8 protein-coding genes are annotated in these 12,548 nt (G+C 47.1%); 4 read left to right on the top strand and 4 right to left on the bottom strand.

Annotation, left to right across the window (positions count from 1 at the left end; genetic code table 11):
* Positions 1-63 precede the first annotated feature (63 nt).
* On the bottom strand, positions 64-1,089 hold the full coding sequence (locus tag ACHFJ9_RS07330; RefSeq protein WP_395354501.1) for a lactonase family protein: 1,026 nt from the start codon (positions 1,087-1,089) through the stop codon (positions 64-66).
* Positions 1,090-1,633: 544 nt separating this feature from the next.
* Between ACHFJ9_RS07330 and ACHFJ9_RS07325 the strand changes: the two genes are divergently transcribed.
* The 4 genes from ACHFJ9_RS07325 to ACHFJ9_RS07310 all read left to right on the top strand — a co-directional run bounded on the left by ACHFJ9_RS07325 (position 1,634) and on the right by ACHFJ9_RS07310 (position 6,534).
* Complete coding sequence (locus ACHFJ9_RS07325; protein WP_024703328.1) at positions 1,634-3,265, top strand: methyl-accepting chemotaxis protein; 1,632 nt, start codon at positions 1,634-1,636, stop codon at positions 3,263-3,265.
* A gap of 293 nt (positions 3,266-3,558) precedes the next feature.
* Positions 3,559-4,506, top strand: a complete 948-nt coding sequence (locus tag ACHFJ9_RS07320) for an HlyD family secretion protein (protein WP_395354499.1) — start codon at positions 3,559-3,561, stop codon at positions 4,504-4,506.
* Between the two features lie 4 nt (positions 4,507-4,510).
* Positions 4,511-5,437 (top strand): ABC transporter ATP-binding protein, encoded by a 927-nt coding sequence (locus ACHFJ9_RS07315; RefSeq protein ID WP_395354497.1) that lies wholly within the window; start codon positions 4,511-4,513, stop codon positions 5,435-5,437.
* Complete coding sequence (locus tag ACHFJ9_RS07310; RefSeq protein WP_005462034.1) at positions 5,437-6,534, top strand: ABC transporter permease; 1,098 nt, start codon at positions 5,437-5,439, stop codon at positions 6,532-6,534. The genes ACHFJ9_RS07315 and ACHFJ9_RS07310 overlap by 1 nt, the downstream gene beginning before the upstream one ends.
* 108 nt (positions 6,535-6,642) lie before the next feature.
* Here the strand turns inward: ACHFJ9_RS07310 and ACHFJ9_RS07305 are convergent, their stop codons facing one another.
* The 3 genes from ACHFJ9_RS07305 to fdhF form a co-directional block, all read right to left on the bottom strand.
* On the bottom strand, positions 6,643-7,014 hold the full coding sequence (locus ACHFJ9_RS07305; RefSeq protein ID WP_005391248.1) for a hypothetical protein: 372 nt from the start codon (positions 7,012-7,014) through the stop codon (positions 6,643-6,645).
* Positions 7,015-7,190: 176 nt separating this feature from the next.
* Positions 7,191-8,138, bottom strand: a complete 948-nt coding sequence (locus ACHFJ9_RS07300) for an endonuclease/exonuclease/phosphatase family protein (protein ID WP_053809589.1) — start codon at positions 8,136-8,138, stop codon at positions 7,191-7,193.
* 72 nt (positions 8,139-8,210) lie between these two features.
* Entirely contained in the window at positions 8,211-12,479 is a 4,269-nt protein-coding gene (gene fdhF, locus ACHFJ9_RS07295; RefSeq protein ID WP_395354494.1) for a formate dehydrogenase subunit alpha, read from the bottom strand.
* Between the last annotated feature and the right edge of the window lie 69 nt (positions 12,480-12,548).

Raw genomic sequence — 12,548 nt, 5'->3', positions numbered from 1 at the left:
TTTATCCTGAAAGCCTAGCCGCCCGTTAGGCTTTTCTATTTCCTGTTGTTTCAGCGTTAATCGTTACAAAGGTTGTTCGACAATACACACTGGAGAGCCTATCTCACAGTAATAACCCGTTGGGGTAATTTCACCGGTTTGAGGGTTGCGACAAAAGCTCACCACATTGTTGGAATGTTGATTGGCAACCAGCAACCACTTTTGATCATGAGACAACACAAAATCTCGTGGAAAAACCCCTTCACAGTGAATGGCTGCTCGCCTTTTTGGCGTATCGCCAGACACATCAAACATACTGATTTTGTTCTGAGCTCGGCAAGAGACATACAAAAACGTTTCATCTTGCGAAAGACGAATCGCCGCCGCCGCTTGCTGATTCTCTTCCCCTTCTAATAATTCTGTTTGATTCGAGATAAGCCATTTATCTTGGTGCTTAACCAGAACAATCAAGGTTTCTGACAGTTCGCAAACCACATACGCTGTCGACTCTTGTTGGTTAAACACCAGATGACGCGGTCCCGAACCTGCGGGTAAATGAATCACTTGCGACAGTGAAAAATCCGGCTGGGCATCGTAATCATAAATAAGGACGCTATCGCTGCCTAAGTCTACGACAACCAATTGATGACTGTGCTTTAAAAACGTGACTTGATGAGCGTGAGGAGAAGTTTGGCGCTCTAAATTCGGCCCGCATCCATCAACGTATAAATCCGCCAATAAACCAAGCGGTTTACCATCGCGATCCAATTGAAATACGCTAACATTTCCAGAGCCATAATTAGCAACCGCCAACAAAGGTTCTTTGATATCCAAATGACACGGATAATCGCCATTAATCGGCAAAGAGACGGATTCACTACCGCGAAAAAACGCGAGCTCTGCACCTTCATTTCTATCCATTTCGCTAAACGTATACAGCCCGTGTTCGGTGGTCGTGAGATAGGACGGATTACGTTGAACTACAACATCGTCAAGCCGAGTCAGTTCACCCGTTTCAGTGTTCAGCGATAGACGCACAATGCCCGTGCTCGTACTCGGTGGGTTGGTGTAAGTGCCAATATAAAAATGCACGTGACCAGTTGTTGTCATGGATGGCCTTATATGAGTGATTCGTATTATTCAACACCTTGCCTATTGTCATGGCAGACCGCAATCCATTTTACGAATCAGCCACTTAAAATGTGAAGCAATTGCTCATTTAAAACCGCAACGACATCGCCGTTTGCAGTTAAAGTGGTTTGGCGTTTTAAACAGTATGTCAGCCTTGAGTACGAAAGCCTCGACTTACGGTTACTTTCAAGTGTTATATTAAAGACGAAGAATGTATTTTATGTTCAAGATCTAAGTTTTATTAGCAAACGCTATAATAAAAAACAAAAATCGGGGTAAAATAAATAATAATCATGTAACAGTTAATTTCCCTATAAACACCAAATTGAAACACATTATTAATTTCCATTTATTTATAAATTAAAATTAATTTTATAAATAACAAGGATTTATTTTAATTATGAACATTTAGATTACGACTTAATTTTATTCACGATAAATTTATTTGAGACATTAATCACACTATATTTCAAATCTCAGTAATAGACTCCGAGCCTTTCAAACCCCCATTATCAGTGAGTCTATGAAACTTTCTAATTTAAGTATCAAGTATAAAATCAGTGCGCTGATTTTGATCATTTCGTTATCTGTTATCGCTCTCTCCGTTTTCTTTACATCTGAAATCAAGATGATAGAAGGAAAGCTTACCGTATTTTCTGAAACCACCGTACCTAGCGTATTGCTTGTAAAAAATACCGAAATTGAACTCGGAATTTTAAGAAAGGATGAATTCTCTTTATTAACAAATGTCAATCACCCTCAATTCATGGAATGGGTAGCCGGATTAGAAAAATCTGAACAGAAAATTGATAAATATCTAGACCAATATGAGAAAGGACTGTGGGATCAACGCGACCGAGACGCTTTCAATAAAGTAAAAAGTGCCTGGGTTAAATACAGTGCGTTTAACAATGAATACGCGAAGTTGCTATTGAATAATAAAATCGACGAAGCAAATGAAACATTGTTAAACGGATTTTCTACATTCACACAATTATCCGATGCGATTCGTGATTTAGTGGAACTAAACCAAACCTACGTACAAGAAGATATTGCTAGCGCTCATGAAGCAGTGCGCAGCGCAATCACCTACAGCATTATTGCTATCGTCGCGCTATTGGCATTGAGTTTTACGCTAGGCCTATTCCTAACCAAACAGATCTGCACACCACTAAATTACGTGGTAAACATGGCGTCGAAAATCGCGTCAGGCGACCTAACTTACCAGCTTCCACGTAACAAAATTGGCCATGATGAGCTTGGCACCTTGGCAGATGCCTGCGTTGATATGCAAGCGAAGTTGCTTACTTTGGTCGACAGTATCTCGTCAACCACAGCTCAAGTAGGCACCGCCATTGAAGAAGTGAGCGCGATTTCCGAACAGACTTCAACCGGCATGGATGAACAACAAGTTCAGCTAAACCTTATCGCAACAGCAATGAACGAGATGCAAGCGACAGTAAATGAAGTCGCCAGCAACACCGAAGCAGCGTCAGAAACGGCAAACAGTGCTTCTCACGATGCGAAAGAAGGCCGCGGTGTCGTTCAAGAATGTATTAACCAAATCCACGAAGCGTCATTGGCGATTCAATCTGTTGGCAACATGGTGACAGAACTGGAACAAGATGCGTCTAACATTAGCGTTGTGGTTGACGTTATCCAAGACATTGCGGAACAAACCAACTTGCTTGCGCTTAACGCTGCCATTGAAGCTGCGCGCGCAGGTGAACAAGGCCGTGGTTTTGCCGTCGTAGCGGATGAAGTGAGAACGCTAGCAAGCCGCACTCAAGCTTCAACCGAAGAGATCATCACGATCATCTCTAAACTGCAAAATTGTTCGAAGAGTGCCGTTTCAGCAACAAATAACAGCAGCGATTTGATTCAAGAGTGCGTTGAGCAAGCACAAAAAGCCGGTGCAACCATCGAACAAATCGAAAAAGGCGCAGATAACATTGCTGAAATGAGCATTCAAATTGCGAGTGCTTGCAGCGAGCAAAGCTCGGTAACAGAAGAGCTGCATCGTAACGTGGAACACATCAACCAGTTCTCTAGTGAAGTGGCGACAGGTTCACGCCAAACAGCAATTGCATGTCGCGATTTAAGTGAGCTGGCGGTAGGTCTACAAGAGATCGTCGGTCAGTTCAAAACTGCATAGTCACTCACGTCATTCTTATCTATTCAAGCCCAGCGCTCATCGCTGGGCTTTTTTAATGTCATTTGCCGATAAAAACCGGAGCTTGGTCAAGGTTCTTTAAATTGAGGCCTTCATAGCCCTCTTCCAACGCTAAGCCTCTCTATTTAAAAAGAATCGCTTGTAGATAAAATGCTAAGCTCTAAAAAGAAATCGTTATGGATGGCAGTTAGCGACGGGTTGGCAGGCTCAATCAACACGCTCCCGTTCACAAGTTATCTATTCATGCATTACTTCTTCAAAGGAAGCACCGCACTATGAAGCGAATCATTTTTGGCACATTGGTTATTGCCCTTTTATGCGCCTGTTCAAAAGATAACACGCACCAAGCGCTTGGCACTTTAGAACGTGACCGCGTAACATTTACTGCCACATCTAATGAGATAATTAGAGCCCTTCCTGTCAAAGAAGGCAGCTTGGTCAGTGAAGGGGAAGTGTTGGTTCAGCTCGATACCAAGAATCAACAAGCCGTTCTTGCACACGCCGTTGCCGAGCAAGCCAAAGCGGGAGCGTATTTGCTTAAATTGACCAATGGTGAACGTCCAGAAGACATTGCTGCCGCATCGGCACGCGTAGCCCGAGCGGAAGCGCAGCTCACCGAAGCGCAGAAAAACTATCAACGCAAAGCAGAACTGGTGCGTAAAAAGCTCATCAGCCAATCCGAAAAAGATTCCGCTCTTGCGGCAAGGGACTCTGCGAGAGCGGAATTAGACTCAGCAAAAGAAGAGTTCAGTAAGCTCACCGCAGGTTCTCGCCTAGAAGACATCGAACAAGCTAAAGCCGCTTTAATGGCGGCAAAAGCCGAAGTGGCGTTGCAAGAGCAAAAACTGGCAGAACTCACCATCACGGCCACGCGTGACGGTACGCTCGATAATTTGCCTTACAACCTTGGCGAACGCGTACCAGTGAACGGTGTGGTTGCCGTGATTCAAGCCAACCGCGTGCCGTATGCGCGAGTGTATGTTCCTGCCGATTATCGAATCGGGTTTATTCCTGGGAAAACCGTGACGGTAAATGTCGATGGCCTGGAGAGTCCATTACAAGGCACCGTTCGTTGGGTGGCTAGTGAGCCGTCATTCACGCCCTACTTCGCACTAACCGAAGAAGAACGTTCACGATTGATGTATCTAGCAGAAGTTGATTTACCTGAGTCTGCAAAAACGTTGCCGTCCGGTGTGCCTGCCCAAGTAGATTTGGTGGAGTAAGCCAATGACCGAGTATGCAATTCAAGCTCAAAATGTAGTCAAAAAGTTCGGCGACTTTACTGCTATCAATAACATCACACTCAACGTGCCCAAAGGCAGCATTTACGGATTTTTGGGGCCAAATGGTTGCGGTAAGTCGACCACCATTCGTGTGCTCACCGGCCTTCTCAGTCCAAGCGAAGGCAGTGTGGATGTGCTTGGATTAGAAATCCCAAAACAATCCGAACAACTGCGGCTCAAAATTGGTTACATGACACAAAAGTTCTCGTTGTACGATGACCTATCCGTTCAAGAGAACCTCGAATTTATTGGGCAAATTTTTGGTTTAAGCAGCAAGTCGCTGAAAGAGCGGATAGAAGAGCAGCTCACCACTTACGGGTTGGATCAATTGCGCAAACAGCGCGTAAGCGGCATGAGTGGCGGACAAAAGCAGCGTCTTTCACTCGCCGCCGCGACCATGCATAAACCCGAACTGCTATTTTTGGATGAGCCGACATCCGCCGTTGACCCCGAAAATCGACGCGATTTTTGGGAGCAGTTGTTCGACTTGTGCGATCAAGGTACGACGATTTTGGTCACCACGCATTACATGGACGAAGCGGAACGCTGCCACCGTCTGGCGATCATGGAATCGGGCGAAATTCGTGCCGATGGCGAGCCCGAACAGTTAATGGAACAGATGGGCGTTAATATCATTGAGGTGAAAGCCGACAAACTTCGTGAACTCAAAGAAAAGCTGATTCAACGTGACGAAGTTCGCTCTGCGGCGCAGTTGGGGATTCGTTTACGCATCCTTATCCACCAGCATGTCGAGCTGCCGATTGAATGGTTAAAGCAGACGTTTCCTGAACTTCAAAACGCTGAAATGAACCACGCTCGCCCAAGCTTAGAAGATGTTTTTGTCAGCGTGACAGGGAAAGGCCGCCAATGATGAAACCTATCGCTCGCATGAAAGCCGTCATGATCAAAGAGATTCGCCAACTTTCCCGTGACCGAATCACGTTTGGCATGGTGGTGATGATCCCGCTTATCCAGCTTTTGCTGTTCGGCTTCGCAATCAATACGGACATTCGCAACATTCCGGTAGGTGTTGTCGACCAAAGTGGCAGCACCGCCGGGAGGATCATTACCCAGTCCGTCAAAGTCACTCAAGTGGTGGATATCAAAGAAACCTATGCCACCGCGCAAGAGGCTGAACAAGCGATTCAAGATGGTATTGTGCGCGCCGTGCTGATTTTGCCAAGCGATCTCACACAACGCATGATGCAAGGTCGAGAGCTTGGGCAATGGATTGTGGATGGGTCAGATACCATGATCAGCTCGGCAATATTGTCGTTGCAAACCATGCCATTGACCGATTTTGATTTCGAGATTCGCCCTGCGCCCAGCAAAACATTCGAAGTCGCACTCTACTACAACCCAAGTCGGCGTTCTGCGGTCAACATCGTACCCGGCTTACTCGGTGTGATTCTCACCATGACGATGATTTTGTTCACCAGTGCCGCGATTGTACGAGAACGTGAACGGGGAAATTTGGAGCTATTAATCACCACGCCCATCCACTCGATAGAGCTAATGGTGGCGAAAATCGTGCCGTATATCTTTGTCGGCTTAATTCAGGTTTTCATCATTCTAGGGTTGGGACATTGGATTTTCGGCGTACCAATTAACGGTGCAGTCAGCCAAATTCTGTTTGGAACCTTGTTGTTTATCGCCGCCAGCTTAACTTTAGGATTGGTCATATCCACCATCGCCACAACACAGCTTCAAGCGATGCAAATGACGGTGTTCATTCTTCTGCCTTCGATTCTGCTGTCTGGATTTATGTTCCCTTACGAGGGCATGCCAGTCGCAGCACAGTGGATTTCAGAAGCCCTGCCCGCCACTCACTTTATGCGCATGATTAGAGGCATAGTGTTACGAGGAGCGGATCTGATGGACTTGTGGCGAGATACCCTTTGGTTGCTCGGGTTTACCGTATTTGGATTGGTCGTCGCGTCACTAAGGTTTAAGAAATCGCTCGATTAAAGTTGCCCATTTTTCTCTTTCGCAGAAACAAAAATAGCCTCGACAATGAGGCTATTTTTGTTTGGATATTCAAATTTAGTTTTACCGGACTTAACTAAGCAACTCACCTTAATAATATTCGCCGTACGAGCAGTCTCGTAAGTCTGAAATACTGTAGTTTTTCAAAGAGTTGATTTTAAAGTTAAACACCACCTGTTTACAGACGACACCTTCACGATCGGTATAGGTAATAAAGCCTTCACTGTAAGCACGTTTGCCATCAGAAGACGTAACATCGGCCACGAGTTCTAAATGCCCTTTGTGCGCCTCTACGCGATTCATCATCTCAAACACATCCATCCACTCTTCGCGATTTGCCATTTGTATCAACATGGATTTGGCCTGTGTTTCCAACTGCTGCGGATACACGTAATAACGGTTGTAACCAAAGTATGCGCACATCAGTAATAAAACGAGTGCAAATGAGGTTGTTCTTGTCATGCAAGCTGCCTCTTGTTGTTATAAAAATCCTGCTTCGTTAGTTCAGTATAGGAAGCAAGCAAAGTTTAGGTCATGGAACTTGCTCAAATAACAGAGAACAGTCAGAGAGAGTCAATTCTATGACAAGCTCAGCACAGGTTTAACTTATGCAACACAACAAATTCTAAGGGCTTTAACTATGGAATATGCACACCGATCTGGGTTGTCACCATGCGGTGATCTGAGCCTTGTGGTAAAGCAGAGGATTCACGAGAGCAGATGATTCGCTGTCCTTGCTCAGATTTCAGCCACAAATGATCAATGCCTATCATTATCGGCTCTGGCACGTTGATGCCTTTGATGTTCGTTGGCCAGCTCGTCACTGGCGCGGTTTGAAAACTCGGGAACAGCGCAGAAAAACGAGGGCTAACCGAAGAGAGATTGAAATCCCCCACAACCAACACCTCTGGCTCAGGATAAAGCGTAGTCAGCGTTTCTATGGTTCGCACCAGCGCATTTCTTTGATGCCAAAGCTCGCTGGTTCTTGGTGACGGTGGATGAGCCGCAAACAAAGTGATCGGTGCTTGACCTTTAGGCAACCAAACCGCTCTGATGACTTCTTGTCCATTTGGCGCACGATAAACCGAAACCTCCGTGATGGGGTGTCGGCTAAGAATCATCAAATTTGATGGATACCCCACGTCACGTTGGCCACCATAATAATGCGGATAGACATCATCCAACATGTGCAAAAGGCTGCCAACACGCGGCGTCAGCTCTTGCATCACCACCAAATCAGCAGGATGCCTCAATAGATAGTTGATGAACTGATTGATGTCTGAGTTTTCGTAAAAAAGATTGAATTGAATGACGCTCAAAGACTGCAAGCAAGACGCCACATGGCTGCGCTGCGGCGGAACAAGTAACGAGACAAACAAAATAGCGACAAAGGCAGAAAATGCACTTTGCAACCATCGACGAGTGATGAAAAACGCCGAGGCTAAAGCAACGTAAGTGAACACAATGAGGGCGGGAATCGAGGTAAGATTCTCCGCCCACCAAATATGTTCAATTTGCCTGACCGCCAGCCAAATAAGAGCGGGTAGAAGCAATATGATCCACTTAAAAACGCTCGGCACACGCACTGCTCGTTTCGCTATTACATATCATAAGCTTAAATGCAATTTCTCAACTCGCCAGTGCGTGAAGCGTTGATGTTAGACGTGGTGTACCGCTTCCTCGACAGGCTCTGGTTGAGCAGCCGTTTCACTGATTTCAATCTTCACCGCTGCGACTTTGAATTCAGGAATTTTCGCATGCGGGTCCGTTGCCGTAGTCGTCAAGCGGTTGACCGGCGATTCAACGAAATGAAACGGGATAAACACGACGCCTTTTTGCACTCGCTTGGTCACAAACGCATCAATTTCGATGCTGCCACGACGAGTCGACACTTTTAGGCGCTGACCATTATGGATACCAATTGCTTCGGCATCTTCAACACTGATCATCGCTCTTGGCCCAGCAAGGTTATCCAACCCTTTCGTTTTGCGTGTCATCGTACCGGTGTGGAACTGTTCTAGCACACGCCCTGTTGTAAGCACCAAAGGATACTCTTCATCAGGCAACTCAGCTGCATAGCGGAACGGCACGCCCACCATTTGCCCTTTCCCTCGGGTAAATTGGGTTTGGTGCATAATACGAGTACCGTTTGGATTGTTCTTGTTACTTGGCCATTGAACACCGTTCGGCGTGATCGCGTCCCAGCGCAACCCTGCATATTGCGGCGTTACACGCGCGATTTCGCTAGTGATTTCAGAAACGCACTGGTAATGCCAATCGCTGCCCATCGCGTTTGCGATCGCTTGAATGATCCACCAATCTTCTTTCGCCTCACCCGACGCTTTCACTGCCGCATTGACGCGCTGCACGCGTCGCTCAGTATTGGTGAAGTGACCGGATTTTTCCGCAAATGAACAAGAAGGCAATACCACATCGGCGTACTGCGCCGTCTCGGTGAGGAAGATGTCTTGCACGACCAAGAAGTCGAGTGCTTCCAACCCTTCAATCACGTGTGCTTGGTTTGGATCACTCAGTACTGGGTTTTCGCCCATGATGTACATCCCGCGAACTTCTCGTTTGCACGCCGCATCGATGATTTCCGTTAGGGTAAGCCCTTGCTCAGAAGGTAAGTTCGGCGCATCCCACTCAATCGCGAATTTCTGACGAACAATCGGGTTATACACTTTTTGGTATCCCGGATAACAGTTCGGCAATGCGCCCATATCACACGCACCTTGTACGTTTGATTGACCGCGCAGTGGGTTAATACCACCACCCTCAATACCGATGTTGCCACACAACAATTGCAGGTTTGCAATCGAACGAACGTTGTCGTGCCCTGTTGTATGCTGGGTAATACCCATTGAGTAATACACCGCCGTGCGTTTTGCCGTACCAATCATTCGCGCCATCGCGAAAATATCGTCCGCTTTTACGCCCGTCACTAACTCAACTTTGTCGAGGTTGTACGCTGGCGACATCACCTCTTGAAGCAAGGTATCAAAGCCGTCGACGCGCTCTTCGATGTATTCTTGATCGTACCAACCATTTTTGATGATTTGCTGCATCACGCCGTTGAGCAACATAACATCCGTGCCCGGACGATGCGCTAAGTACAGTTCTGCATGTTCGGCCATGTCTACTCGTTTCGGGTCTGCAACAATCAAGCGTGCCCCGTAATGACGAATCGCCTGTTTGATATGCGAAGCGATGATCGGGTGCGCAGATGTGGTGTCAGAACCGATAATAAAGATCACATCGGAATGCTTAATGCTCGGAATGTCGTTGGTCATCGCACCACTCCCCAGCGATGCTTCAAGCCCTGTCACACTTGATGCGTGACACAAACGTGCGCAGTGATCAACGTTGTTCGTACCAAGTTCACGACGGATGAATTTTTGAAACGCGTAGTTATCTTCGTTAGTGGTTTTCGCTGAAGAGAATCCGGCCAGTGCGTTGCTACCAAAATCTTGCTTGATGGTCGAAAGCTTCGAAGCCACTAGCTGAATCGCTTCGTCCCAACTTGCTGGCTGCAACCAACCATCTTTACGAATCAGTGGTGTCGTTAAACGCTCTTCGCTGCTAATGAAATCAAAACCAAAACGGCCTTTCACGCACAGCATACCTTGGTTAACTGGCGAATCCGCCCCTTTTACATACCGGATTTTGTTTTGTCGCTCATCGACAAACATGGTCAACTTACAACCCACACCGCAGTAGGTACAAATGGTATCGACGGCTTTTAGGTGTTCGGTTCTGCCTTGAGAGCGGTCACGGCTATCCACCATTGCGCCCGTTGGACACGACTGAACACACGCCCCACATTGCACGCATTTTGAATCGCCCATGAGCGTCAAACCGCTGCAACTTGCGCCTTTTTCATCGGAGCGGAATCGTGGACGATCATCTGGTCGTAAAGCTGGTCGGCCATTTTTATCCGACACAAAACTCAACACACCATGTACCGCTTGCTCGCGGCATGCTTGAATACACTGACCACAACTGATGCAGCGGTTAGCATCAAATTCAATGAACTCAGAGCTGCGGTCTACTTCGTATTTATGACGAAGATCTTTCGCTCGCAAATCGAGCCAATCTTGATGACCAATCACGCTAGCAGAGGAAACGTCCACGGAAACATCGAAATGTTGCTCGGCATGATATTCCGTTGAGTAATCTCGCAAGGCACAGTCGGTATTCGCTTGGCAACCACACTCTAAGCAGCGCGCCGCTTCTTTCATGGCCTCTTCGTTATCAAAGCCCAGTTCCACTTCAGCAAAACTCTGCTCACGCTGCGCTGGAGTCAACTCCGGCATGATTGAACGAGCAACTTTTTGGATATTTTCGAAATGAAGTGGGTCAACCTGCGCCAGTTTTTTCTCTTTACGAGAGTTGAACGCAGGTTTCGGCATGTCCGCCATATCGCCATTGAGGAACAGATCAATCGCTTTTGCCGCAACTCGCCCATCGCCCACCGCTTCAACCGCTGTTGCAGGACCACGACGAAAATCACCGATACTGAAGATATTGCCCGTACCCGTGTGCATGGTTTGAGCATCGGATTCAGATGTGTTCCAACGTGTTAGTGGAATAGACAAATCATCGTTTTCTAAGAAGCTGAGATCCGGCTTTTGCGATACCGCTGCAATCACGGTATCAAATGCTTCAGTAAAGAACTCACCTGTTGGTTTCGGACTACGACGACCAGACGCATCTGGCTCACCTAACGCCATTCGTTCTAATCGAATTTCCTTCACGCGGCCGTTTTCATCCGCGATGTTTTCCGCCGGATTCGTTAAGAAATGGAACTTCACGCCCTCATGTTCAGCTTCGACGATTTCGTAGTCTTCGGCTGGCATTTCGTCACGAGTTCGACGATAGATCAAAGTGGTATCGGCACCCGCACGACGCGCCGTACGCGCACAGTCGATCGCAGTGTTACCACCACCAATCACGGCAACTTTTTTGCCCGTAACGTAGTTTTGTCCTGTAACGTAATCTTTCAGGTAATCAACACCGAGATAACAGCCGTCCAAGTCGCTACCAGGATAATTCATTTCTACCGCTTGAGACGCCCCCACAGCCAAACAGACGGCATCGTAGTCTTCACTCAATTGATACAGCGTGAAATCAACACCAAGCTTTTTGTTGGTTTCAACTTGCATGCCGTTGCGGCACATCAGTTCGATTTCTTTGTCTAGAATGTCTTTGGGTAGGCGATATTCAGGAATGCCGTAGCGTAGCCAACCGCCTGCTTTGGGCATGGACTCAAATACGGTGACGTCATAACCTTCATTCGACAAGTAATAACCTGCCGTTAAGCCACCGGGGCCACTACCAACAACGGCGATCTTGCGATGCTTCGCTGGTTTTTTCTCTGGGACATACGCTTCATGCGCCGCTAAATCTGCGTCTGCGGCATGGCGTTTGAGTTGGCGAATGGCAATCGGCTCATCCACCAAAGAACGGCGACACTCACTTTCGCAGAATGCCGGACACACACGCCCAATCGATAACGGCATTGGTAGTGTGCGTTTAATAACTTCAATCGCTTTTTGATGATCGTTTTGCGAGATATGGTAGAGATAAGATTGGATGTCTACCCCAGCAGGACACGCCGTTTTGCATGGAGCTTCACAGTCTGCGTAGTGGTCCGTCATGATTCGGTTGAGCGCTTTTCTGCGGTGCTCACTCAGTTGTTCTGATTGTGTGACGACATTGAGACCGCGGTACACTTTGAGATCACAGGCGCGCTTAGTTCCGCCACTTTCCACTTCGACCACACACAAATCACACGGAATTTTCTCGTTACTTTTGTTCATTCCGCACAGTGAAGGGATTTCGACCCCGCACACTTTGGCTGCTTCCAGAAGGGTTAGCCCCTCTTCTACAATTCTATATTTTCCATCGATGACAATTTCTATCATACAACCCCCGAAGCAGGCACACTAAACCTTACATTCTACAAGGATAAACCCTACCATGGAAAGTTCGTG

Source organism: Vibrio sp. D3 (genome assembly GCF_043995865.1).
Lineage (GTDB): Bacteria > Pseudomonadota > Gammaproteobacteria > Enterobacterales > Vibrionaceae > Vibrio > Vibrio diabolicus.
Note: the sequence above shows the minus strand (reverse complement) of the source record. Positions and strands in the feature narration are given on the sequence as shown.

Coding starts and splice junctions, on each gene's coding strand:
- fdhF (WP_395354494.1), bottom strand. CDS start 12,479: ATGATAGAAATTGTCATCGATGGAAAATATAGAATTGTAGAAGAGGGG.
- ACHFJ9_RS07330 (WP_395354501.1), bottom strand. CDS start 1,089: ATGACAACAACTGGTCACGTGCATTTTTATATTGGCACTTACACCAAC.
- ACHFJ9_RS07310 (WP_005462034.1), top strand. CDS start 5,437: ATGAAACCTATCGCTCGCATGAAAGCCGTCATGATCAAAGAGATTCGC.
- ACHFJ9_RS07325 (WP_024703328.1), top strand. CDS start 1,634: ATGAAACTTTCTAATTTAAGTATCAAGTATAAAATCAGTGCGCTGATT.
- ACHFJ9_RS07315 (WP_395354497.1), top strand. CDS start 4,511: ATGACCGAGTATGCAATTCAAGCTCAAAATGTAGTCAAAAAGTTCGGC.
- ACHFJ9_RS07320 (WP_395354499.1), top strand. CDS start 3,559: ATGAAGCGAATCATTTTTGGCACATTGGTTATTGCCCTTTTATGCGCC.
- ACHFJ9_RS07305 (WP_005391248.1), bottom strand. CDS start 7,014: ATGACAAGAACAACCTCATTTGCACTCGTTTTATTACTGATGTGCGCA.